Source organism: Pseudomonas sp. GD04158, assembly GCF_029834875.1.
Classification (GTDB): domain Bacteria; phylum Pseudomonadota; class Gammaproteobacteria; order Pseudomonadales; family Pseudomonadaceae; genus Aquipseudomonas; species Aquipseudomonas hydrolytica.
The window spans coordinates 24,340-46,519 of sequence record NZ_JAODYT010000037.1; the positions used below are offsets into that span (position 1 = coordinate 24,340).

The window sequence follows — 22,180 nt, forward strand, 5'->3', positions numbered from 1 at the left end:
CGTTGGCGTCAGCGGCCGCGCAGCTGTTGCAGCAGTTGCGTGTTGGGATAGCCGTCGGCCGGCCAGTTCAGCTGCAGCTGCAGGGCGCGGATGGCCTTGCGTGTATTGGCGCCGATGATGCCGTCGGCCGGGCCGGGGTCGAAACCCTTCTGTGCCAGCAGCTCCTGCAGTTCGATGCGTTCGCTGCGGCCCAGCTGACGTTCGTCACGCGGCCATTGGCCCTGCACCTCGCTGGGGCGCAGCAGGTTGTCGGCGAGCAGACCGATGGCCAGCGCATAGGAGGTGGAGTTGTTGTACTTGAGGATGCTGCGGAAGTTGTCCAGCAGCAGGAAGGCCGGACCGCGATGGCCGGCAGGCAACTGCAGGCTGGCTCGGGAGCTTGCCGCCGCCCCTGTCGGTGCCAGTGGCCGTACGCCGAGCTCGGCCCATTCGGCCAATGTGCGGCGCTGCTCGGGGTCGGCCAGGGCGTAGTCGAAACCGTTCGGCAGACGAACCTCGAAGCCCCAGGGCTGGCCGCGCTGCCAGCCGGACGCCTGCAGATAATGGGCGGCCGAGGCCAGGGCATCGCTCGAGGAGTTCCACAGGTCGCGCTTGCCGTCGCCATCGAAATCCACGGCGTGCTGGTTGTAGGTGGTGGGCATGAACTGGGTCTGGCCCATGGCTCCGGCCCAGGAGCCGATCATGCGCTCGCTGCTGATGTCGCCGTTCTGCAGTATCTGCAGGGCGGCCAGCAACTGGGTGCGCCAGAAGGCCTGGCGGCGGCCTTCGAAGGCCAGGGTGGACAGCGAGCGAATCACGCTGTGGCCGCCGATGTTGTTGCCGAAGTTGCTCTCCAGACCCCAGATCGCCACCAGTACCGGCGCCTCGACGCCGTAGCGCTGCTCAATGCGCTGCAGCACTGCATTGTGCTGGGCCAGCAGCACGCGTCCACGGCCTATTCGGCTGGCCGAGACGGCGCCATCGAGGTACTCCCATACCGGGCGAGTAAATTCCGGTTGGCTGCTGTCGGCCTTGATGACGCTCGGGTCAGGCGTGATGCCGGCGAAGACGCGGTCGAACAGGGCGGCATCGATTCCGGCAGCCACTGCCTCGCTGCGCAGCGCCTGGCGCCAATCGGCAAAGCTGGGGGCAGGTTTCTCGGCGGTGACCTGCGGTGCGGCAACCGGTGCGGCTGGCGGAAGACTTTCTGCTGGGGCTTGGGCGCAGGCTGCCAACAGCAATAGAGGAAGCAGGGCCAGGGTGCGACGTGGAAACTGGGGTGGCATGTCTATCTCAGGGCGTTTAAGCAGGCTGCTACCTTAGCATGACCGGGCTGCAGGCAGGGCCATCAGTGCGCCGACATACCCCATAAAGCAAGAAGCCTCCCAGTTGTGGGAGGCTTCGCGGCGGTAGCTGCCTTTGCCTTTCTGCGGTCGTTCCTGGCGGGAACGAAACAGTGGCTGGGCGATGATGGATTTGGCCTTGTTCGGCCGCTTTGCGGCTTTCTTGCTCATGCGGGGTTCCTCGGTAGGGCCTGTTTCCAGCGCAGGCGCGCGGACTATGCGCCGCTGTACGGAAAATGTCCAGATTGTGGAGGCTGCGGTGCGTACCGGGATTACCGCCATTGGCTGCGCACGACCTGGGCGGCCCCGCGGCGCCCTACGCGAGGCGCAGGCGTTGACCGGCCAGTTGCAGGGTCAGCAGTGCCAGATCGCTCCAGGGATCACCGGGCGCCTGGCCCTTGATCTGCGCGTCAATCAGCTGCGCCTGCTGCAGCAACTGGCCCCAGCGTTTGCTGCTGTGGCGTTGCAGGGCTTTGGAAACCAGCGGGCGGCGTTTGTCCCAGACGGGAGGGCGGGCGCTGGCGAAGGCCTTGTCCAGCGGGATGCCCTGGCTCTGCTGGTGGGCGATGCCAGCCAGCAGACGAATCTCGCGCGCCAGAGCCCAGAGGATCACCGGCGTTTCCACGCCCTCGCCGCGCAGCCCTTCGAGGACGCGCAGGGCATGCGCCGCGTCGCCGGCCAGGGCGCAGTCGATCAGGCCGAACACGTCGAAGCGGGCGCTGTCGGCCACGGCGGCTTGCACGGTCTCCGCATCCACCTGGTTGCCTTCGGCGAGCAGCTTGAGCTTTTCCACTTCCTGGGCGGCGGCCAGCAGGTTGCCTTCGACGCGTGCGGCGATCATTTCCACCGCATCGGCGCTGGCGCTCAGGCCGGCCTGGGCCAGGCGCTGGCGAATCCATTGCGGCAGCTGGTTGGCGTCCACCGGCCAGATCTGGATGAACTGGCTCACCTGGCCGTCGATCAGGGCCTTGGCCCATTTGGATTTCTGCGTGCTGCCGTCGAGCTTGGGCAGGCTGAGCAGCAGAACGGTGTCCTCGGGCGGCCGGCCCAGGTATTCGAGCAGGGCAGCCGTGCCCTTGTCGCCCGGCTTGCCGGAGGGCAGGCGCAGTTCCAGCAGGCGTTTTTCGGCGAACAGCGAAAGGCTGGCGCCGGCCTGCAGCAGGTTGCCCCAGTCGAAGTTGGCTTCGGCGTTAAACACCTGACGTTCGCTGAAGCCCTGCTGGCGGCAGGCGTTGCGAACGGCGTCGGCGGCTTCCTGGCAGAGCAGTGGCTCGTCCCCGCTGATGGCGTAGACAGGGGCAAGCGCGCCTTGCAGGTGTTTGCCGAGTTGCGCGGGGGCAAGCTTCATCGAGGTGAGGTCATCTGGACGGAGGCGTCGGGCCGCGGCTGCGGCCCTTGGACTTTTAGCGGGACGGCAGTTCGATCGGCGACTGCTGCGGAGCGACCTGAGCTTCGCGGGCGCTGCGGGCAGCCTCCAGCGCTTCGGCTTCTGCCCTGGCGCGGGCTTCGGCGGTCTGCTGCAACTGGTCCAGCTGTGCAGGCGTGATCTGCTGCAGGCGCAGTGCCAGTTGCTGGATCAGCTCGCGGCGTAGCTCGTTGCGCAGCTGAGCGGCTTCCTGATCCGAGCCGGTCAGGTTGTTGTCATCCTGCTGGTAGTAGTTCTGGACCTCGACGCGGTCGTTGGTCAGCAGCAGGTCGCGTGCACCACGGAGTTCGTAGTCCAGAGCCATGTTCAGCTCGTACTCGGCGGTACGGGCGCCGCTGTTGTAACTCGCGCTGCGACGATTCTCCGACTCGTTGCTCAGCACCAGCTTGTAGGGGGCGCCGGCGTGAACGCGAACGCCGTTGTTTTCCAGCACGTCACGCAGTTCCTTCACGGTTTCGCCATAGGCGTTACGCGCGCTGACATCGAGCTCCTTGAGGGCGAACTGTACGTCGCCGGTGCCACGCAGCTGGAAACCACAGGCGCTGAGCAGGGCGGCCAGGCCGATGACCAGCAGATTCCGTTTCATCATTCTCATATCCCCTTGGCGGATCGCGGCGCCACGTCGCGGTGGCGCCGAGCTTAATCAGTTGGCGACTATGTTGACCAGCTTGCCTGGCACCACAATGACCTTGCGAATGCTCAGGCCCTCGGTGAAGCGCAGCACGTTCTCGTTGGCGCGGGCGGCGGCTTCGACATCCTCGCGGGAGGCGCTGGCCGGAACTTCGATCTGCCCGCGCAGCTTGCCGTTGACCTGTACCACCAGGGTCAGGCTGTCCTGCACCAGGGCGGATTCATCGACCTGCGGCCACTGCGCATCGATCACCGCATCGGCGTGACCCAGGCGCTGCCACAGCTCGTGACTGATGTGCGGGGTGATCGGTGCCAGCAGCAGGGTGACGATCTCCAGACCTTCGTGCACCAGTGCGCGGTCCTGTTCGGTTGCGGTGGCGGCCTTTTCCAGCACGTTCATCAGCGTCATCACCTGGGCGACGGCGGTGTTGAATTTGTGATGCTGGCCGATATCGTTGCTGGCCTGCTTGATCGCCAGGTGAATGGCGCGGCGCACGGCCTTCTGCTCGTCGCTGAGGCTGGTGATGTCCAGCTTGCCAGGCAGACCGGCGCTGACATGGCCGTGGGCCAGGCGCCAGACGCGACGCAGGAAGCGGTTGGCGCCCTCGACGCCGGCATCCGACCATTCGCAGCTCTGATCGGGCGGCGAGGCGAACATCATGAACAGGCGGCAGGTGTCGGCGCCGTACGCATCGATCATGTCCTGCGGGTCGACGCCGTTGTTCTTCGACTTGGACATCTTCTCGGTGCCGCCGATTTCCACCGGCAGGCCGTCGCTCTTGAGCTTGGCGCCGATGACCTTGGCCTTGGCGTCACGCTCGACTTCCACGTCGGCTGGGTTGAACCAGTCCTTGCCGCCGTTTTCCAGGGTGCGGTAGTAGGTCTCGGCGACCACCATGCCCTGGGTCAGCAGGTTCTTGAACGGCTCATTCGAAGACACCAGGCCCTCGTCGCGCATCAGCTTGTGGAAGAAGCGCGCGTAGAGCAGGTGGAGGATGGCGTGCTCGATGCCGCCGATGTACTGATCCACCGGCAGCCAGTGGTTGGCCGCTTGCGGGTCGACCATGCCGCCTTCGTAGTTCGGGCTGGCGTAGCGGGCGAAGTACCAGGACGACTCCACGAAGGTGTCCATGGTGTCGGTTTCGCGCTTGGCCGGGGCGCCGCATTTCGGGCAGCTGCACTCGTAGAACTCGGGCATCTTCGCCAGCGGGCTGCCTGCGCCATCCGGCACCACGTCTTCGGGCAGCACCACCGGCAGCTGGTCTTCCGGCACCGGTACATCGCCGCAGCTGTCGCAGTGGATGATGGGGATCGGGCAGCCCCAGTAACGCTGGCGGCTGATGCCCCAGTCGCGCAGACGGAACTGGGTCTTGCGCGCGCCGTGCGCACTGGCTTCCAGATCACCGACGATGGCGTCGAAGGCGGCGCTGAAATCCAGACCGTCGTACTTGCCGGAGTTGATGGTGGTCAGGCCGGCCTTGTCTCCGTACCAGTCCTGCCAGGTGCTGGCGTCATAGTCCTTGCCTTCGCCGGTGTAGACCTGCTTGATCGGCAGGTCGTACTTGCCCGCGAACTCGAAGTCGCGCTCGTCATGCGCTGGCACGGCCATCACCGCGCCTTCACCGTAGCCCCACAGCACGTAGTTGGCGACGAATACCGGCAGCTTGTCCCCGGTCAGCGGATGAATGACGAACTGGCCGGTGGCCAGGCCCTTCTTCTCCATGGTGGCCATGTCGGCCTCGGCCACGGAGCCGGCCTTGCACTCGGCGATAAAGGCGGCGATGGCCGGATTGGATTCGGCAGCGCGCTGGGCCAGCGGGTGTTCGGCGGCCACGGCGACGTAGGTGGCGCCCATCAGAGTGTCGGGGCGAGTGGAGTAGACCTTCAGCTGACCATCGATGCCGATGCTGGCGACGTCGTAGTCGAACACGATGTCGGCACCGAAGCTCTTGCCGATCCAGTTGCGCTGCATGGTCTTGACCTGCTCGGGCCAGCCATCCAGCTCGTCCAGGCTGCTCAGCAGCTCATCGGCGTAAGCGGTGATCTTGAAGTAGTACATCGGGATTTCGCGCTTCTCGATCAGCGCACCCGAACGCCAGCCGCGGCCGTCGATGACCTGCTCGTTGGCCAGTACGGTCTGGTCCACCGGATCCCAGTTGACGGTGCCGTTCTTGCGGTAGATCACGCCCTTCTCGAACAGGCGGGTGAACAGCCACTGTTCCCAGCGGTAGTAGTCCGGCTTGCAGGTGGTGACTTCGCGCGTCCAGTCGATGGCCAGGCCCAGCGATTTGAGCTGGGACTTCATGTAGGCGATGTTCTCGTAGGTCCACTTGGCCGGCGCCACCTGGTTCTTCATCGCGGCGTTTTCCGCCGGCATGCCGAAAGCGTCCCAGCCCATCGGCTGCAGCACGTTCTTGCCCTGCATGCGCTGGTAGCGCGCGATCACGTCACCGATGGTGTAGTTGCGCACGTGCCCCATGTGTAGCTTGCCGCTGGGGTAGGGGAACATCGACAGGCAGTAGAAGGTGTCCTTGCCGGGCTGTTCGCTGACGACGAAGGATTTCTGCGCGTCCCAGTGGGACTGCGCGGCGGCTTCTATTTCACGGGGCGAGTACTGTTCGTGCATGGCTCTGGCGCTGAAGGAATGGGGCTTGCGGAAAACGTCGTAGCATACATGAGCGCCGTCTGCCGAGGGAAACCCAGATTGCGGCGCGCACGCCGTTTGTCGCGGCATCCGGCTGCTTGCGGGGCCTTCGCTAAGCTTTACTCAAGGGCCGCGAATCTCGGGCCTTGCGAGGTGTTGGATGGCTGATGCGCGGCAATTGGAACGAGGCGGGGGGCTGTACGAGCGGCTGCTGCAGCGGCTCGCCCTGGCGCTCGAGGAAGCCGACACGGCCAGCCGGCTGCATGCCGAGCCCTTGCGCGAGCTGGAGCTGGACGGCCTGAGTCCGGCCGAGCTGGAGCTGATCCGCGCTTACCTCAACCGTGACCTGCACTGGCTGCGTGGCTGGCATGCGGCGGCCGAGGAGCTGGCGCTGATCCAGCGTCAGCCCGTGCGCGTGGGCAAGGGCGCCGCTGCCCGCCCCGTGGCCAAGGCCAAGCCCTTGCTCAAGCGGCGCCAGGCATTGTGCTGCGCCCTGTGCGGCACGCCGGTGACCTGGCAACGGGGCCAGAATGCCCAGGCCTGTCAGGCCTGTGGTTCCAAGTTGTTCCGTAGCGGCAATCCTCGTTAGGCTTGGGCGCCCTGGAGGTGCCCATGCCGATTCGCTTCATCCTCAAACAGCTGCTGATGCCGCCCGGCTTGTTTCTGCTGCTCATCCTGTTCGCCTGGTGGCTGCGCCGGCGCTTTCCCTGTCTGGCGACCGCCTGCTTCGTGGCGGGGGTGGGCGGCCTGTGGCTGATGAGCCTTCCGGCCGTGGTGGAGTGGAGCGCGCGGCAGCTGGAGCGCGAGCCGGCGCTGGCCGAAGCGCAGTGGCCGAGTCTGGCGCAGCGCGCCGATGCCATCGTGATTCTGGGCGCGGGGCGCGAGCAGGGTGATCCGGGCTGGGGCCTTGTCGATCAGCCGGGCCTGATGGCGCTGGAGCGTCTGCGTTACGCCGCGCGACTGGCGCGAGCTTCCGGTTTGCCGCTGGCTGCCACGGGCGGCCTGCACTACGGTCAGCCGCCCAGCGAGGCGGCGCTGATGGCCGATGTGATGCAGCGCGACTACGGCCTGGAGATCCGCTGGCGGGAGGAGCAGAGCCGCACCACCTGGGAAAATGCCCAACTGAGCGCCGAGCTGCTGCAGGCGCAGGGGGTGCGGCGCGTGGTACTGGTGACCCAGGCCTGGCATATGCCGCGGGCTCGCTGGTGTTTCGAACAGGCCGGCTTCGAGGTGATCACGGCGCCCATGGGCTTTCTCAGCAAGGGCTACGAGCGTCCGCTGGGAGGCTGGCTACCGGAGTCTCGGGCCATCTGGCAGAACAGCCAGCTGCTCAACGAGGCGCTGGGCCTGTGGTTTTATCCTCTGGTCTATGGGCAGCGTTAAGCGATAAGCCACAAGCTGTAAGAAGGAGCCGCGGCGATCCGTGCGGCAGGAAGTAGGGCGCGCCGTGCGCACCAGCGCTCCAGGCCAATCCACACCCTGAAACGAAAGTGCGTTCCTCCGGTGCGCACGGCGCGCCCTACGAACTGCAGGCGGCGTAGCGGCTAAAGCGTCTTGGCCATGCGGCTGGCCAGCAGCGCCCAGCCCAGCAGCAGGGCGCAGAGAATCGCCAGCGGCCAGATGCGCCATTGCAGGTAGGGCGTGAGCCCCTGCATCGGCAGCACTTCGCCATAGAGCACGCCTTGCTCGAACTGCGGCAGCGCAGCCTGGATCCTGCCCTGCGGATCGATCACCACGGTCATGCCGTTGTTGGTGGCGCGGATCATCCAGCGACCCGCCTCCAGCGCACGCATCTGCGCCATCTGCAGATGCTGCAGTGGGCCGATGGAGGTGCCGAACCAGGCGTCGTTGCTCACCGTCAGGAGGATGTCGCTGTCTGCCGCCAGCGCCGCGGCAAACTCCGGATAGACCACCTCGTAGCAGATGAACGGCGCCACCCGGTAACCCTTGGCCAGCAGCGGCGGCTGATCGGCCGGACCGCGGGCGAAGTCGGACATCGGCAGGTCGAAGAAGGCGATCAGCCCGCGCAGCACCTCCTGCAGCGGCACGTATTCGCCGAAGGGCACCAGCTTCTGCTTGAGGTAGGTGCCCTGGCCTTCGCCGAAGCTGGTGATGGCGTTGTAGTAACGCAGTTCGCCACGCTCGTTGGACTGCCGCACCGGCACGCCGGTGATCAGCGCGCTGTTGCGGTCACGGGCGAAGCGGTCCATCACGCCGATATAGCCTTGGGCCAGATCCTTGAGCACCGGAATGGCGGTCTCCGGCCAGACCAGCAGGTCGACCCGCTCGGCACTGAAGCTGAGGTCGCGATACAGCGCCAGCTGGGCATTGAGCTGGGCCGGGTCCCATTTCAGGTTCTGCTCGACGTTGCCCTGCACCAGGGCCACCTTCAGGCTGTCGCCTGCCGGGCGCGTCCAGCTCTGGCCCTGCAGCGCCAGGCCGGCGAGCCAGGGCGCCAGCAGCAGAAGCAGGGCGCACAGGTAGCGCGGCTTGTGCGGGCGCAGGCGCTCGAGATTGACGATCAGCGCGGCCGACAGGGCGATCAGGAAGGACGCCAGCCATACGCCACCGATGGGTACCAGGCCGCTCAGCGGGCCTTGCAGCTGGCTGTAGCCGGTGTAGAGCCAGGGAAAACCGGTGAGGAACCAACCGCGAAACACTTCCTGGGCGACCCACAGCGCGGCGAACGCCAGGGCGTCGGCCAGCGGCGCTTCGCTGCGGCGTATCCAGCGCGCCCACAGCGCTGCGGTCAGGGCGAAGAACAGGCCAAGGCCGGCGACGAAGCCCAGGGTGAGCAAGCCGGCCAGCGCCGGCGAGGCCGCGCCATAGTCGTGAATGCTCACATAGACCCAGCTGGTGCCCGCGGCGAACAGGCCGAAGCCGTAGCTCCAGCCACGCAGCGCCGCATGGCCCGGGCGCAGTTCGCGCAGGCCGAGATAGAACAGGGCGATGGACAGCACTGCCAGCGGCCACAGGTCGAAGGGGGCGAGCGCCAGGGTAGTCAGGGCGCCGGCGGCGCAGGCGAGCAGATGGCCGGGCCAGCCCGGGCGGGTCATCCATTGCAGCATGGGCAAATCCTTGGGATCGGGGTGGCGCAAGGGTAGGGGCAGGCAGTGGCAGGCGGCAAGTCGTAGCCCGGATGCAATCCGGGGAGGCACTTCAGCCCTCCCCGGATGCCGGCCGTCAGCGGCTGACCGGGGTCAGGCGCAGCAGGTGGATGCGGCGGCTGTCGGCGTTGAGCACGCGGAAGCGGAACTCGCCGATCTCGGTGACCTCGTTGCGCTTGGGCAGATGGCCGAAGGCGTTCATCACCAGGCCGCCGACGGTGTCGTACTCGTCGTCGGAGAATTCGCTGTCGAAGGTCTCGTTGAAACTGTCGATGGGCGTCAGTGCCTTGATCAGGTAGTCGCCGGACGGCAGCGGCTTGATATAGCCGTCTTCCTCGACGTCGTGCTCGTCCTCGATGTCGCCGACGATCTGTTCGAGCACGTCCTCAATGGTCACCAGTCCGGCGACGCCGCCGTACTCGTCGATCACCACGGCCATGTGATTGTGGTTGGCGCGGAACTCGCGCAGCAGCACGTTGAGACGCTTGGACTCGGGCACAAAGGTGGCCGGGCGCAGCAGGTCCTTGATGTTGAAGCTGGCCTGCTCGCCCTGCAGGATCAGCGGCAGCAGATCCTTGGCCAGGAGGATGCCGATCACGTCGTCGAGGCTTTCGCCGATCACCGGATAGCGCGAGTGGGCGGCGTCGATGATGGCGGGCAGGAACTCGCGCGGGCTCTGGCTGGCCTTGATGCTGATCATCTGCGAGCGCGGCACCATGATGTCGCGTACCTGCAGGTCGGCGACCTGGATGGCACCCTCGACGATGGCCAGCGCCTCGCTGTCGAGCAGCTTGTTCTGGTGGGCTTCGCGCAGGACTTCCAGCAGTTCCTGGCGGTTTCTCGGCTCATGAGCAAAAGCCTGGGTCAGTTTGTTGAACCAGGACTTCTGCTCGTTGCTCGATCGGTCTTCGCTCATGGCGTTTTACTCGGGGTCCTTATCAGGAGAATCATTCGTCGCCCGCATACGGGTCGGGGTGACCCAGTTCGGCGAGCAATTGTCGTTCCAGTTCTTCCATCTCGAGGGCTTCGTCTTCCTCGATATGGTCATAGCCAAGCAGGTGCAGGCAGCCGTGAATCACCAGGTGCGCCCAGTGCGCCTCCAGGGTCTTGCCCTGCTCGGCCGCTTCGCGCTCGAGCACCGGCACGCAGATCACCAGATCGCCCAGTAATGGGATATCGAGAATTCCATCGGGAATTTCGGCAGGGAAGGACAGGACGTTGGTGGCGTAGTCCTTGTGCCGCCAGGTGCGGTTCAGCTCGCGGCCTTCTTCCTCGTCGACCAGGCGGATGGTCAGCTCGGAATCGGCCGTGCGCTGGCGCAGGGCCAGTTCGCACCAGCGGCGCAGTTGTGCCTCGTCCGGGTGCTGGCCATCGCTGGCCAGCTGCAGGTCCAGCTCAAGCATTGCCGTCCTCGACCTTGCCGTGCAGGCGTGCATCGTGGCGCTCGTAGGCTTCGACGATGCGCTGCACCAGCGGGTGGCGCACCACGTCCTTGGGCTTGAAGTGGGTGAAGCTGATGCCCGGCACCTCGCGCAGCACGTCGATCACGTGGGTCAGGCCGCTCTTGGTGCCGCGCGGCAGGTCGACCTGGGTAATGTCGCCGGTGATCACCGCGGTGGAGCCGAAACCGATACGGGTGAGGAACATCTTCATCTGCTCGACGGTGGTGTTCTGACTCTCGTCGAGAATGATGAAGCTGTTGTTAAGGGTGCGGCCACGCATATAGGCCAGCGGCGCAACCTCGATCACCTGCTTCTCGATCAGCTTGGCCACGTAATCGAAGCCGAGCATTTCGTAGAGCGCGTCGTACAGCGGGCGCAGGTAGGGGTCGATCTTCTGCGCCAGATCGCCGGGCAGGAAGCCCAGCTTTTCGCCGGCTTCCACCGCCGGGCGTACCAGCAGGATGCGTCTTACCTGCTCGCGCTCCAGCGCGTCCACCGCGCAGGCCACCGCCAGGTAGGTCTTGCCGGTGCCGGCCGGGCCGATGCCGAAGTTGATGTCGTTGTCGAGGATGGCCTTGACGTAGCGCTGCTGATTGGGACCGCGCGGCTTGATCACCCCCTTCTTGGTGCGCAGCGTCACCTGCGGCGCATTGCTGGGGTTGGCCAGCTCTTCGACGCCGGATTCCTGCAGGTACAGGTGCACTAGGTCGGGTGACAGCTCGGTGGCTTTGGTTTCGCGGTACAGCTTGCGCAGCAGGGACTCGGCGGCGATGGCCTTGTCGCTGGCGCCGACCAGTTCGAACTGGTTGCCACGGTTGCGGATTTCCAGACCGAGACGTTCTTCGATCAGGCGCAGGTGCTCGTCGAACTGGCCGCAGAGGTTGGCGAAACGGCGGGCCTCGAAAGGTTCGAGGGTGAAGCGATGGGGTTCTAGGGGAGCGTTCAAGGTTGTGTTGTGGCCGTCACTTGGCTGAGGGATAACTGGAGCATAACGCCGGCCGCCCACAACGCAAAGCGTGAGCGGCCGTGGCTTTAGTTGAGGGTGCTGGCATCGAGCAGGGTGCCGCGCAGCGAATGGGGCAGGGCGTCGTCGATGTGCACATCGACGAACTGGCCGATCAGGCGCGGATTGTCGCAGCGGAAATTGACGATGCGGTTCTGCTCGGTGCGGCCCTGGAGCATGCCCGGGTCCTTCTTCGAGTAGTCGCTGACCAGGATGCGCTGCACCGTGCCGACCATGCGTCGGCTGTTCTCGAAACCGTACTGGTTGATGCGGTGCTGGAGGATGGCCAGGCGCTGCTTCTTCACTTCATCCGGGGTGTCGTCGACCAGGTCGGCGGCCGGCGTGCCGGGGCGCGAGCTGTAGATGAAGGAGAAGGAAAAGTCGAAGCCGACGTCCTCGATCAGCTTCATGGTCTGCTCGAAGTCCTTCTCGGTCTCGCCGGGGAAGCCGACGATGAAGTCCGAGCTGATCAGAATGTCCGGCACGGCGGCGCGCAGCTTGCGGATGCGCGACTTGTATTCCAGGGCGGTGTGGTTGCGCTTCATCGCCGCGAGGATGCGATCCGAGCCGGATTGCACCGGCAGGTGCAGGTACTTCACCAGCTGCGGGATCTCGGCGTGGGCGGCGATGATGGCGTCGGAGAACTCCAGCGGGTGGCTGGTGGTGTAGCGGATGCGCTCGATGCCGTCGAGGGCCGCCACCGCATGCAGCAGCTCGGCGAAGTCGGCGATGCGACCGTCCGGCGTCGCACCGCGATAGCCGTTGACGTTCTGTCCGAGCAGGGTGACTTCCTTGACGCCCTTGTCGGTGAGTTGGGTGATTTCCAGCAGTACGTCGGCCAGCGGGCGGCTGACTTCCTCGCCACGGGTGTAGGGCACCACGCAGAAGGTGCAGTACTTGCTGCAGCCTTCCATTACCGAGACGAAGGCGCTGGGACCATCGACGCGCGGCTCGGGCAGGCGGTCGAATTTCTCGATCTCGGGGAAGCTGATGTCCACCTGGGCGGTCTTGGTGGTGCGTGCGGCGTCGATCATCTCCGGCAGGCGGTGCAGGGTCTGCGGGCCGAATACCACGTCGACATAGGGCGCGCGGTCGCGAATCGCCGCGCCTTCCTGGCTGGCCACGCAGCCACCGACGCCGATCACCAGATCCGGGTTGGCCTGCTTCAGCTCGCGCCAGCGGCCGAGCTGGGAGAACACCTTATCCTGGGCCTTTTCGCGGATCGAGCAGGTATTGAGCAGGATCACGTCGGCTTCTTCGGGTTTTTCCGTGACCTCCAGAGCCTGATGCTCGCCCAGCAGGTCGACCATGCGCGAGCTGTCGTACTCGTTCATCTGGCAACCGTGGGTTTCGATATAGAGCTTCTTGGTCATGGCACTGTCTGAGGTGGTTAAAAAATGACCGCGCATTATAGGGGAGCGTCGAGCATCAAGCTACCGGCACAGGTGCGAGCCTGGCGCGATATCTGCGGGTGTCACGGGCTTTCGCCACGCGCGCAGGGCATTCCGATCCGCCTGCTGTGCTATCCTGCGCGCCCCGTTTTTCCTGACTTCGAGTCTTCATGAGCAAGCGTGACCCCATCTACAAGGTGATTTTCCAGAACCAGGGCCAGGTGTACGAGATGTATGCCAAGCAGATCTACCAGAGCGATCTGTGGGGCTTTCTGGAGGTGGAGGAGTTCGTCTTCGGCGAGCGCAACCAGCTGGTGGTCGACCCCAGCGAGGAGAAGCTCAAGGCGCAGTTCGAGGGCGTGGTACGCAGCTTCGTGCCGATGCACGCGATCATCCGCATCGACGAGGTGGAGCGCCTGGGCACGGCGAAGATCAGCGAGGCCAAGGGCGGCGGCAACGTCATGCCGTTCCCCATGCCGATGCCGGACAAGTGAGCGCAGAATCGTAGGGTGCGCCGCGCGCACCAGCTTTTCCACGTCAGTGGTGCGCACGGCGCACCCTACGGGTCAGGGCAAGGGCGAGAAGGGTGAACGACCTTCGACGGTCTGCAGCTCCAGCAGGTAGCTGCGGAAGATCTGCCCCAGCACCTGGCTGGCGATTTCCAGTTCATCGCGACGCATCTGCGCCGACACCAGGTCGGCGCTGTCCATGGCTTCGTCCGAGCCATTGACCGATGCCATCTTCAAGACGATATAGGCCTGCACGTTGTTGGCCGGTACGCCTTCGCCCCGAAAGAACATGGTGCCCAGGCGCAGTTGCGCTTCGGCGTGCCCCTGCAGCGAGGCGCGCTCGAACCAGGTCAGCGCCTGCTTGAGGTCGCGCGGGGTGCGTTTGCCGTCGTAGTAGTACTCGCCGAGTTCGAAGGCCGCCTGGACGTTGCCGCCGCGGGCCATTTCCTGGCAGGTGGCCAAGGCGTCGGGCATGTCTTCGGGGGTGCCCGTCAGGGCGCAGCTGCCGGTTGCGGGAATCAGCAGGGAATTGCCGCCTGCCAGTGCAAACAGCGGGAGGAAAAGCAACAGGCAGCCCAGGGAGAGGGTGCGGCCGGTGCGGTTCATCTGGATAACGGGACCTCGGCGGTTCGGAGCGGGTGGCATGCCCGGCCGGCGCAAAATCGTGCCGGCCGTCGCATTATGGAGTAAACCGCCCGCTTCTTACAAAACCTTTACCCGGCCTGCTCGCCTGGACTCCCCGGCAGATGCAGCAGCAGCCAGGCCAGCAGCGGATAGGCCGGCGTCAGCAGGCCGTGAAACAGGTCGATGCGCCTGAGCGGGCCGATGAACCCCTGGGTGCCGACCGCCATCCCGGCTGCCAGAAACAGGCCGACCACTGCGCCGGCCACCAGCAGCGGTGCGCGCCGTGGCCACTGCACGGCACCGGCGTAGAGAATCAGCGCCAGGCTGGCCAGGTTCAGCGCCAGGCGGTAATCCTCCAGATAGCCCATCTGCCGGAACAGCTCGAAGAAGGCGCACAGGCCGAGGACGATGCGCCCCCAGTTCGGCCGGCTCCAGACCCAGCCGCGACCCAGCGCCAACGCCGCGGCGCCGAGCAGCGGCAGGCCGAGAAAGCTGCTGGCCTGGGAGAGCCACAGGTGCGCGGCCTGCCAGCTCGGGTCGAAGCCGTAACGAATCACGCCGACGCCGGCCGCCGCAGCCGGCAGCAGGAAGCCGAGCAGGGCGCAGAACAGCGCCGGCTGATCGCCCTCGCCGTAGCGCCCGCGCGCCCGGCCGATCCATACGACGCAGACGGCGCAGGCCAGGGCCAGCAATGCATCACTGAAGGCGGTGCTGTATTGCATCAGGCTTTTTTCAGCTCGGCGAAGGCGCGCTCGGCTGCGGCGAAGGTGATCTCCAGCTCCTTGTCGCCATGGGCGATGGAGGTGAAGCCCGCTTCGAAGGCGCTCGGCGCCAGGTACACGCCACCTTCCAGCATCAGGTGGAAGAAGCGGTTGAAGCGCGCGCTGTCGCTGGCCATCACGTCGGCGAAGGTGACGATGTCGTCGGCGCCGCTGAAATACAGGCCGAACATGGCGCCCGCCTGGGTGGTGACGAAGGGGATGCCGGCGGCATCGGCGCGCTGCTGCAGACCGTCGAGCATGCGCGTGGTGTAGTCGCTCAGCTCGGTGTGGAAGCCCGGACGGCTGATCAGCTTCAGCGTGGTCAGGCCGGCGGCCATGGCCAGCGGGTTACCCGACAGGGTACCGGCCTGGTACACCGGGCCGAGCGGGGCGATGCACTCCATGATCGCGCGCTTGCCGCCGAAGCAGCCCACCGGCATGCCGCCGCCGATGATCTTGCCAAAGGTGGTCAGGTCCGGAGTGACGCCGTAGTGCGCTTGGGCGCCGCCAAGGGCGACGCGAAAACCGGTCATCACTTCGTCGAAGATAAGCACCACGCCGTGCTTGTCGCACTGCTCGCGCAGGCCTTCGAGGAAGCCCGGCGCCGGCGGCACGCAGTTCATGTTGCCGGCTACCGGCTCGACGATGATGCAGGCGACTTCCTTACCCACCTGCGCCAGGCATTCTGCCACGGCGTCGATGTCGTTGAACGGCAGGGTCAGGGTGTGCTTGGCGAAGGCTGCCGGCACGCCCGCGGAGTTCGGCACGCCCTGGGTCAGGGCACCGGAGCCGGCCTTGACCAGCAGGCTGTCGGAGTGGCCGTGGTAGCAGCCCTCGAACTTGATGATGCTGTCGCGGCCGGTGTAGCCGCGGGCCAGGCGGATGGCGCTCATGGTCGCCTCGGTGCCGGAGCTGACCATGCGCACCATCTCCATCGACGGCACCAGGCTGCATACCAATTCGGCCATCTCGGTTTCCAGCGCGGTCGGCGCGCCGTAGGACAGGCCGTGCTGCAGCTGGCGCCGCACCGAGTCGAGCACGTCCGGGTGGCTATGGCCAAGGATCATCGGGCCCCAGGAACCGACGTAGTCGACGTAGCGCTTGTCGTCTTCATCCACCACGTAGGCGCCTTCGGCGTGCTTGAAGAACAGCGGCGTGCCGCCGACGCTGCGGAAGGCGCGCACCGGCGAGTTGACGCCGCCGGGGATGTGCTTCTGGGCATTGGCGAAGAGGATTTCGGAGCGGGACATGGCAGGTTCTCTCTGAAAAGGGTCAATCGAACAGCGCGGCGAAGGCGCGGGCGCGGTCTTGCACCTCGAGGGCGGAGTCCGCGGCAAACAGGGCGTGGATCACGGCCACCATGCTGGCGCCGCGGGCGATCAGGCCGGGGGCGTTGTCCAGGGTCACGCCGCCGATGGCGACGATGGGCTGGGCAAAGCGCGCGCGCGCCTGATCCAGCAGCTCCACGGTGGCGGCCGGGGCGCCGGGCTTGGTGTTGGAGTTGAAGAAGCGGCCGAAGGCGATATAGCTGGCGCCTTCGGCGACGGCGCACTCGGCCAGCTCCAGCTGGGCGTGGCAGGTACCGCCGATCACGACTTCTGCGCCGAGGCGAGCGCGAGCGGCGGCCAGCGAGCCGTCGGTCTGGCCCAGGTGCAGGCCGACGCCCAAGTGCGCGGCCAGCTCCAGATCATCGTTGATGATCAGCGTGGCGCCATGGCGCTGGCACAGTTCGGCCAGTGCCTGGGCTTCATCGAGGCGACGCACGGCATCGCCCGACTTGTCGCGGTACTGCAGCAGGCGCGCGCCACCGATCAGCGCCGCTTCGGCATAGGGCAGCAGCTTGCCGTCGGCCAGCAGGGGAGTGTCGGTGATGGCGTAAAGGCCGCGCAGCGCCGCAGTCATTGGGCGAAGTCCAGCGGCAGACGGCGCGGCACGTACTGGCCGTGGCCGGGTTGCTCGGCGTCGCGCAGGGTGCGCCAGGTGTAGTCCAAGGCACTTTTCACGGCGCTGACCAGTTCCTCGCCCAGGGCCAGGCGACCGGCCAGGGTGCTGGCCAAGGTGCAGCCGGAGCCGTGGTAGCTGCCGGGCAGGCGCGCGCAGGTGAAGGTGTGGCGGCTGCCGTCACGGCAGTACAGGCGGTTGTGCACTTCGGCTTCGTCACCGTGGCCGCCGGTGATCAGCAGGTGTTCTATAAAAGGCAGCAGCTTCTCGGCGCACTCGTCGGCGCTGCCTTGCGGCAGTTCGGCGAGGATGCGCGCTTCCGGCAGGTTCGGCGTGGCGATGGTGGACACGGCGAACAGGCGCTCGCGCATGGCATAGCCGACGTCGTCCTTGCCCAGCGAGCCGCCGCCACCGGCGCGCAGTACCGGGTCGCAGACCAGCGGTACGCCCGGCAGCTGGCTCATCACCTCGAGCACGGTCTCGACCATCTCCACCGAGCCGAGCATGCCCAGCTTGACGGCGGCCACCGGCATGTCGGCGATCACGGCGCGGGCCTGGGCCAGCACCCAGTCGCGGTCGAGCACGCGGAAGTCGGAGACGTTGACGGTGTCCTGCACGGTCAGCGCGGTTACCGTCGGGGCGGCGTGACAGCCCTGCGCCAGCAGGGCTTCGATATCGGCCTGCAGGCCGGCACCACCGCTGGGGTCGTGACCGGACATGCACAGCACTACGGGGCGGGAGTTTGGCGTTTTCATGGTGCGCGAGCTTATCACTAACCGCCTGTCGGCCGCTGCATGTCATGCAGGCTGCTAGCCGTTCTGATTCTCGTCCGTATTGGCATTTGCGGGCTTGTCGATGGCATCATGCGCGGCCCTGCCGCCTTGCCCGACTGCCTCCGATGACGCTGCGTACCTGCCTGATCATGATGACCGCTCTGGCGGTGATCACCGACAACCTGATCATTCCCTTCTATCCGCAGTACTTCGCCGAGCGCTTCGACAATCCGCCGGAGCAGCACGTCGGCCTGTATCTGGCGGTGGTCAGCTTCGTGGTGATGGCGGTGTTCCCGCTCTGGGCGCGTCTGGCCAAGCGCGTGCACCCGGTGCGCATCCTGATCAGCGCGCAGCTGATGGCCGGTAGCCTCACCGCTGCCTGCTATTTCATCGATTCGCTGCCGCTGTTCTGGGTGGTGTCGCTGCTGATGGTGGTGTTCAAGGGCAGCTACCTGCTGATGTATCCCTACGTGATGAGCCTGCAGCAGCAGGACAACCACACCCAGACCATCGGCACGCTGTCGGTGGTGGTGCACTTCGGCGCCATTCTCGGCGCCGCGCTGGGCGGGCTGATCCTGCAGGTGATGAACATCGGCGACGTGTTCCTGGTGATGGCCGCCGGCGACTTCATCCAGATGGCCATCTGCATGCATCTGGTGCGCGGCTACCTGCCGGCGCCGGGTGAGCAGCCGGCCAGCGACGAGGCGCCGGTGAAGAACGAGGCGCGCAGCCTGCCGGCCATCTACCGCCTGTGCCTGGTAATGCTGCTGTTCTACTTCGTCGGTTACGTGACGCGGCCGTTCTTCGCGGTGTACTGGCAGCAGGTGGCGCACTGGAACAGCGAGATGGCCGCCGGCTTCGTCTATGCGCTGCCCGGCGCGGTGGCCGTGGTGGCGCTGTGGTGGGGGCGCCGCGCGACCAGGCAGGGCAACACCCGTGACGGCATTCTCGCCGGATTGCTGCTGGGCGCGGCGGCCACCTTCATCCAGGGCTTCGGCGATCAGTGGCTGATCCTGCTTGGCCGCGTGCTGTTCGGCTGGGCGCTGTATCAGGTCACCGTGCGTCTCGACGCGCTGCTGTTCGAGCTCAGTTCGCCTGAGCACTACGCAGTGGACTTCAGCAAGATCAATATCTTCCAGTGCCTGGGCAACATGGGCTCGGCCTACGGCGCGGGCCTGCTGGTCAGTCATTACGGCCAGGCCATGCCGTTCTGGGTCGGCGCTGCCGGCCTGCTGGCGACGGCCGCGCTGTTCCCGCTACTGGTGCGCAAACCGCGCACGGCCTGAGTCTTGAATGGCGAATGATAATTTGATGCAGATGCGTTTCGGTGATTAAATTCGCCCTCCGCACTGCCGCCGTCGTCCGGGTTCGCCGCGATGCAAGACCTCCACCATCTGCTCGATGTCATTTCCCGCAGCCTGCCCGGGCTGCAGGGACGGATCGGTGCAGCCGGCGCTGACCTGCTGGTGTGCGGCAGCGAGGGCAATGCCCAGCGTATCGCCACGCTCTATCAGCACTGGCGTCAGGCGCATCCCGAGGCCGGGCCGCATTACTGGACGGTGCGCAGCTGGACCTATCTGGTCTGGCAACCCATCTACCTGACACTGCTCGGCGTGCACCTGGCGCAGCGTGCGCCCTGCCTGTCGAGCCTCGGGCAGTGCGTTGAGGGCGGTGTGGTATCGGGTTTCTGCCTGGCCGAGCACTCCGTGCAACAGGCGGCGCAAGACCAGCTGATCGGCCTGGCCGCGCGCCAGCTGGACGATTGGCTGCGGCGCCAGCACGCCGAGTTCTGCCAGGTGCAGAACATTCACGGCAAGCTGGCCCAGCGCCTGGCGGCCGACTACGTGCTGGCAGCCCTGCTGCTGGTGCAGCGTCAACAGAACCTGGGCAACCAGCAGCTGCGCACCCTGGCCGCGCACTGGCTGGACGCGTTGGGCCTGCGCGGCGCCAGTGAGCTGCTCGAAGTGCGGCTGGACGATGGTCGCGACTGCCTGACCCTGGAGCGCAAGGCCTGCTGTCAGCACTTTCGCCGCGGCGACGGCGAGCTGTGCAGCACCTGCCCGAAGCTGCGGCGTGACGAGCGCCTGCTGCGCCTGCGCGAGGAGCTGGCCCTGGCATGCTGACGCTGCGCGATATCGAAGTGCGCCGCGGCGAGCGGGTGACGCTGGCGCTGGACGAGCTGCAGCTGCAGGGCGATCGCTTCACCGTGATCCTCGGCCACAACGGCTCGGGCAAGTCGACCCTGATGAACCTGCTGGCGCGGCAGCTGCAGCCGACGCGCGGCACGCTGGCGCTGGACGAGCAGCCGCTGGCGCGCTTCTCCGCGCGTGACTTCGCCCGCCGCGTGGCCTTTCTGCCGCAGCATCTGCCCGACGTGGCCGGCCTGACCGTGCGTGAGCTGGTGCGTCTGGGGCGTTTTCCCTGGCGCGGGCTGCTTGGTCGCTGGCGTGCCGACGACCACGCCGCCGTCGATCAGGCGCTGGCGCAGACCGATGTAGCCCATTACGCCGATCATCTGGCCGACAGCCTGTCCGGCGGCGAGCGTCAGCGCGCCTGGATCGCCATGCTGCTGGCCCAGCAATCGCCGCTGCTGCTGCTCGACGAGCCGACCTCGGCGCTGGATCTGGCGCACCAGTACGAGCTGATGGGCCTGCTGCGCCAGCTCAACCGCGACAGCGGGCGCGGTATCGTTGCCATCCTGCATGACATCAACCTCACCGCGCGACATGCCGACCGGGTGATTGCCCTCAAGCAGGGGCGCATCTTCTTCGATGGCAGCCCGGACGAACTGCTCAGCGGGCCGCTGCTCAGCCAGCTTTACGACATCGACATCCAGCTGATCGAGCAGCCCGGCAGCGCGCGCAAGATCGCCGTGGTGGCCTGAGCATGGCGGCAGTTTCGGCGCCGTCACGCCATGTCCTGACGCTGCTTGCGTTGCTGCCCCTGGCGCTGCTGCACCTGTGGCTGGCGGCCGACCTCGACCCGTTCGAACTCGGGACCATGCTCGGCGCTGCGGAGCAGAGTTTCGAGCGCCTGCAACTGCAGCTGTCGGCGTTGCCGCGACTGAGCATGGCCTTGCTGGTGGGCGCTGCACTGGGGCTGTCCGGCAGCCTGTTGCAGCAGATCACGCAGAATCGCCTGGTTTCCCCCATGACCATTGGCGCCTCGTCCGGGGCCTGGCTCGGCCTGGTCCTGGCCACCTTGCTGATGCCGGCCTTCGCCGCCAGCCATGGTCAGTGGGCGGCGCTCGGCGGAGCGCTGCTGGCGGTCGGCCTGGTACTGCTGATCGCCGGGCGCAGCGGCATCGGCGGCCTGCCGCTGGTGCTCGGCGGCATGGCCATGAACCTGCTGCTCGGCGCGCTGGCTGCCGGGTTGGTGCTGATCAACAACCAGTACACCCAGGGCTTGTTCGTCTGGGGCGCGGGGGACCTGGCGCAGATCGACTGGCACTGGGTGCAGTGGCTGTGGCCCAAGCTGCTGCTGGCCGTGCCGCTGCTGATCCTCGCGCCGCGGCCGTTGAGCCTGCTGCAGCTGGGTAGCGACGCCGCTCAGGGCCGCGGCCTGGCGCTGTGGCCGGTGATGCTGGTGCTGTTTCTGGCGGCGCTGTGGCTGTGCGCGGTGTCGATCACCGCGGTTGGCCTGATCGGCTTCATCGGCCTGCTCACGCCCAATCTGGCGAAGATGCTGGGCGCCCGCACGGCACGCGACGAGCTGAGTTACAGCGTGCTGCTCGGCGCCTTGCTGCTGCTGGCCACCGATGCCCTGGCGCTGCTGGCCAACCAGCTCAGCGGCCAGCTGGTGCCCAGCGGCGCGGCGGCTGCGCTGATCGGCGCACCGGTGCTGTTGTGGCTGGCGCGTCGGCACCTGGCGGCAGAGGATCCGCACGGCCTGCGCTTGCCGGCCGGCGCCGAACGTTTTGGCTGGCGCGGCGCCTTGTGGCTCGGGCTGCTGGCTGTGCTGGCCCCGGTGCTCGCCCTGTGCCTGGCGCGCGGCCTCGATGGCTGGCGTCTGCAATGGCCTTCGGCGCTGGTCTGGTCGCTGCGCTGGCCGCGCGTGCTCACCGCCGCTTCGGCGGGCGCCGGGTTGGCGATTTCCGGTCTGCTGCTGCAGCGCCTGCTGCGCAACCCCCTGGCTAGCCCGGACATCCTCGGCCTGTCGGCCGGCGCCACGCTGGCGGTGATGCTGGCGCTGACCTGGTTCGGTGGCGCCTTGCTCGGTGCCGTCGCGCCGCTGGCGGCCTTCGTCGGCTGTCTCGCCGTTCTGGCGCTGTTGATGCTGCTGGGCCGCCGTCACCATTATTCGCCGGCGCTGATGGCGCTGCTGGGCATTTCCCTCGGCGCGCTGCTCAACGCCGCCTTGCAGTTCGTGCTGGCCAAGGGCACGGGCGATTCGTTCGCGCTGCTGGGCTGGCTGGCCGGCTCCACCTACCGCGCCACGCCGGCGCAGGCGCTATGGCTGACGCTGGGCGTGCTGCTGCTCGGCGCGCTGGCGCTGCTGTTCCAGCGCGCGCTGACCTTGATCGGCATCGGCGATGGCGTGGCCGCCAGCCGCGGCCTCGACGTGCCGCGACTGCGCCTGGCGCTGCTGGTGCTGGTGGCGCTGCTCTG

General features: G+C 66.7%; 21 protein-coding genes and 1 pseudogene. 7 read left to right on the forward strand and 15 right to left on the reverse strand.

Going from position 1 to position 22,180, the window contains the following annotated elements; genetic code table 11:
* Nucleotides 1-8 precede the first annotated feature (8 nt).
* The 5 genes and pseudogenes from N7333_RS14860 to leuS all read right to left on the reverse strand — a co-directional run bounded on the left by N7333_RS14860 (nt 9) and on the right by leuS (nt 6,004).
* Complete coding sequence (locus tag N7333_RS14860) at nt 9-1,265, reverse strand: lytic murein transglycosylase (RefSeq protein WP_096825553.1); 1,257 nt, start codon at nt 1,263-1,265, stop codon at nt 9-11.
* Nucleotides 1,266-1,355: 90 nt separating this feature from the next.
* Nucleotides 1,356-1,493, reverse strand: a pseudogene (arfA, locus tag N7333_RS14865) (alternative ribosome rescue factor ArfA); the annotation flags it as partial.
* Between the two features lie 145 nt (nt 1,494-1,638).
* On the reverse strand, nt 1,639-2,670 hold the full coding sequence (gene holA, locus N7333_RS14870; RefSeq protein ID WP_096825554.1) for a DNA polymerase III subunit delta: 1,032 nt from the start codon (nt 2,668-2,670) through the stop codon (nt 1,639-1,641).
* 55 nt (nt 2,671-2,725) lie between these two features.
* The gene (gene lptE / locus N7333_RS14875) at nt 2,726-3,337 is read right to left on the reverse strand and encodes an LPS assembly lipoprotein LptE (protein ID WP_129482994.1); all 612 of its coding nucleotides are present in this window, start codon (nt 3,335-3,337) and stop codon (nt 2,726-2,728) included.
* A 54-nt stretch (nt 3,338-3,391) separates the two neighbouring features.
* A complete protein-coding gene (gene leuS, locus N7333_RS14880) occupies nt 3,392-6,004 on the reverse strand; it encodes a leucine--tRNA ligase (RefSeq protein WP_129482993.1) in 2,613 nt (870 codons plus the stop codon).
* 178 nt (nt 6,005-6,182) lie between these two features.
* On the opposite strand from leuS, the gene N7333_RS14885 reads away from it, so the two are divergent.
* Complete coding sequence (locus tag N7333_RS14885) at nt 6,183-6,611, forward strand: hypothetical protein (protein WP_003240222.1); 429 nt, start codon at nt 6,183-6,185, stop codon at nt 6,609-6,611.
* A 23-nt stretch (nt 6,612-6,634) separates the two neighbouring features.
* Entirely contained in the window at nt 6,635-7,405 is a 771-nt protein-coding gene (locus N7333_RS14890) for an ElyC/SanA/YdcF family protein (protein WP_129482992.1), read from the forward strand.
* Nucleotides 7,406-7,566: 161 nt separating this feature from the next.
* Here N7333_RS14890 and lnt read toward each other — a convergent pair whose 3' ends face one another.
* From lnt to miaB, 5 genes are all read right to left on the reverse strand, one after another.
* On the reverse strand, nt 7,567-9,090 hold the full coding sequence (lnt, locus tag N7333_RS14895; RefSeq protein ID WP_129482991.1) for an apolipoprotein N-acyltransferase: 1,524 nt from the start codon (nt 9,088-9,090) through the stop codon (nt 7,567-7,569).
* A 115-nt stretch (nt 9,091-9,205) separates the two neighbouring features.
* A complete protein-coding gene (locus tag N7333_RS14900; RefSeq protein ID WP_012019708.1) occupies nt 9,206-10,045 on the reverse strand; it encodes an HlyC/CorC family transporter in 840 nt (279 codons plus the stop codon).
* Between the two features lie 31 nt (nt 10,046-10,076).
* On the reverse strand, nt 10,077-10,532 hold the full coding sequence (gene ybeY / locus N7333_RS14905; RefSeq protein ID WP_003240231.1) for an rRNA maturation RNase YbeY: 456 nt from the start codon (nt 10,530-10,532) through the stop codon (nt 10,077-10,079).
* Entirely contained in the window at nt 10,525-11,517 is a 993-nt protein-coding gene (locus N7333_RS14910) for a PhoH family protein (RefSeq protein WP_003240233.1), read from the reverse strand. The genes ybeY and N7333_RS14910 overlap by 8 nt, the downstream gene beginning before the upstream one ends.
* 86 nt (nt 11,518-11,603) lie before the next feature.
* Nucleotides 11,604-12,947 carry a tRNA (N6-isopentenyl adenosine(37)-C2)-methylthiotransferase MiaB gene (gene miaB, locus N7333_RS14915; RefSeq protein WP_003240235.1) on the reverse strand — a complete coding sequence of 448 codons (1,344 nt, stop codon included), beginning with the start codon at nt 12,945-12,947 and terminating at the stop codon, nt 11,604-11,606.
* 188 nt (nt 12,948-13,135) lie between these two features.
* Between miaB and N7333_RS14920 the strand changes: the two genes are divergently transcribed.
* Complete coding sequence (locus tag N7333_RS14920) at nt 13,136-13,459, forward strand: DUF1820 family protein (protein WP_003240237.1); 324 nt, start codon at nt 13,136-13,138, stop codon at nt 13,457-13,459.
* A gap of 72 nt (nt 13,460-13,531) precedes the next feature.
* On the opposite strand, the gene N7333_RS14925 is transcribed toward N7333_RS14920, so the two are convergent.
* The 5 genes from N7333_RS14925 to N7333_RS14945 all read right to left on the reverse strand — a co-directional run bounded on the left by N7333_RS14925 (nt 13,532) and on the right by N7333_RS14945 (nt 17,555).
* Nucleotides 13,532-14,080, reverse strand: a complete 549-nt coding sequence (locus N7333_RS14925) for a tetratricopeptide repeat protein (RefSeq protein WP_003240239.1) — start codon at nt 14,078-14,080, stop codon at nt 13,532-13,534.
* Between the two features lie 107 nt (nt 14,081-14,187).
* On the reverse strand, nt 14,188-14,820 hold the full coding sequence (locus N7333_RS14930; protein ID WP_003240241.1) for a hypothetical protein: 633 nt from the start codon (nt 14,818-14,820) through the stop codon (nt 14,188-14,190).
* Nucleotides 14,820-16,109 (reverse strand): glutamate-1-semialdehyde 2,1-aminomutase, encoded by a 1,290-nt coding sequence (gene hemL / locus N7333_RS14935; RefSeq protein WP_012019703.1) that lies wholly within the window; start codon nt 16,107-16,109, stop codon nt 14,820-14,822. The genes N7333_RS14930 and hemL overlap by 1 nt, the downstream gene beginning before the upstream one ends.
* A gap of 22 nt (nt 16,110-16,131) precedes the next feature.
* Nucleotides 16,132-16,761 (reverse strand): thiamine phosphate synthase, encoded by a 630-nt coding sequence (gene thiE, locus N7333_RS14940; protein WP_129482990.1) that lies wholly within the window; start codon nt 16,759-16,761, stop codon nt 16,132-16,134.
* Entirely contained in the window at nt 16,758-17,555 is a 798-nt protein-coding gene (locus tag N7333_RS14945; protein ID WP_012019701.1) for a hydroxymethylpyrimidine/phosphomethylpyrimidine kinase, read from the reverse strand. Before N7333_RS14945 ends, thiE begins: the two co-directional genes overlap by 4 nt.
* A 143-nt stretch (nt 17,556-17,698) precedes the next feature.
* Here N7333_RS14945 and N7333_RS14950 point away from each other — a divergent pair, with 143 nt between their 5' ends.
* The 4 genes from N7333_RS14950 to fhuB all read left to right on the forward strand — a co-directional run.
* Nucleotides 17,699-18,859 (forward strand): MFS transporter, encoded by a 1,161-nt coding sequence (locus N7333_RS14950; protein WP_129482989.1) that lies wholly within the window; start codon nt 17,699-17,701, stop codon nt 18,857-18,859.
* A gap of 90 nt (nt 18,860-18,949) precedes the next feature.
* The gene (locus N7333_RS14955; RefSeq protein WP_129482988.1) at nt 18,950-19,696 is read left to right on the forward strand and encodes a siderophore ferric iron reductase; all 747 of its coding nucleotides are present in this window, start codon (nt 18,950-18,952) and stop codon (nt 19,694-19,696) included.
* On the forward strand, nt 19,690-20,457 hold the full coding sequence (locus tag N7333_RS14960) for an ABC transporter ATP-binding protein (RefSeq protein ID WP_129482987.1): 768 nt from the start codon (nt 19,690-19,692) through the stop codon (nt 20,455-20,457). The genes N7333_RS14955 and N7333_RS14960 overlap by 7 nt, the downstream gene beginning before the upstream one ends.
* A gap of 2 nt (nt 20,458-20,459) precedes the next feature.
* The coding region (fhuB, locus tag N7333_RS14965; protein WP_279859042.1) for a Fe(3+)-hydroxamate ABC transporter permease FhuB at nt 20,460-22,180 on the forward strand (1,721 nt) is incomplete at its 3' end.

Coding starts and splice junctions, on each gene's coding strand:
- lptE (WP_129482994.1), bottom strand. CDS start 3,337: ATGATGAAACGGAATCTGCTGGTCATCGGCCTGGCCGCCCTGCTCAGC.
- N7333_RS14930 (WP_003240241.1), bottom strand. CDS start 14,820: ATGCAATACAGCACCGCCTTCAGTGATGCATTGCTGGCCCTGGCCTGC.
- N7333_RS14885 (WP_003240222.1), top strand. CDS start 6,183: ATGGCTGATGCGCGGCAATTGGAACGAGGCGGGGGGCTGTACGAGCGG.
- lnt (WP_129482991.1), bottom strand. CDS start 9,090: ATGCTGCAATGGATGACCCGCCCGGGCTGGCCCGGCCATCTGCTCGCC.
- N7333_RS14860 (WP_096825553.1), bottom strand. CDS start 1,265: ATGCCACCCCAGTTTCCACGTCGCACCCTGGCCCTGCTTCCTCTATTG.
- miaB (WP_003240235.1), bottom strand. CDS start 12,947: ATGACCAAGAAGCTCTATATCGAAACCCACGGTTGCCAGATGAACGAG.
- hemL (WP_012019703.1), bottom strand. CDS start 16,109: ATGTCCCGCTCCGAAATCCTCTTCGCCAATGCCCAGAAGCACATCCCC.
- leuS (WP_129482993.1), bottom strand. CDS start 6,004: ATGCACGAACAGTACTCGCCCCGTGAAATAGAAGCCGCCGCGCAGTCC.
- N7333_RS14945 (WP_012019701.1), bottom strand. CDS start 17,555: ATGAAAACGCCAAACTCCCGCCCCGTAGTGCTGTGCATGTCCGGTCAC.
- N7333_RS14960 (WP_129482987.1), top strand. CDS start 19,690: ATGCTGACGCTGCGCGATATCGAAGTGCGCCGCGGCGAGCGGGTGACG.
- thiE (WP_129482990.1), bottom strand. CDS start 16,761: ATGACTGCGGCGCTGCGCGGCCTTTACGCCATCACCGACACTCCCCTG.
- N7333_RS14890 (WP_129482992.1), top strand. CDS start 6,635: ATGCCGATTCGCTTCATCCTCAAACAGCTGCTGATGCCGCCCGGCTTG.
- holA (WP_096825554.1), bottom strand. CDS start 2,670: ATGAAGCTTGCCCCCGCGCAACTCGGCAAACACCTGCAAGGCGCGCTT.
- N7333_RS14920 (WP_003240237.1), top strand. CDS start 13,136: ATGAGCAAGCGTGACCCCATCTACAAGGTGATTTTCCAGAACCAGGGC.
- N7333_RS14925 (WP_003240239.1), bottom strand. CDS start 14,080: ATGAACCGCACCGGCCGCACCCTCTCCCTGGGCTGCCTGTTGCTTTTC.
- N7333_RS14955 (WP_129482988.1), top strand. CDS start 18,950: ATGCAAGACCTCCACCATCTGCTCGATGTCATTTCCCGCAGCCTGCCC.
- N7333_RS14900 (WP_012019708.1), bottom strand. CDS start 10,045: ATGAGCGAAGACCGATCGAGCAACGAGCAGAAGTCCTGGTTCAACAAA.
- ybeY (WP_003240231.1), bottom strand. CDS start 10,532: ATGCTTGAGCTGGACCTGCAGCTGGCCAGCGATGGCCAGCACCCGGAC.
- N7333_RS14950 (WP_129482989.1), top strand. CDS start 17,699: ATGACGCTGCGTACCTGCCTGATCATGATGACCGCTCTGGCGGTGATC.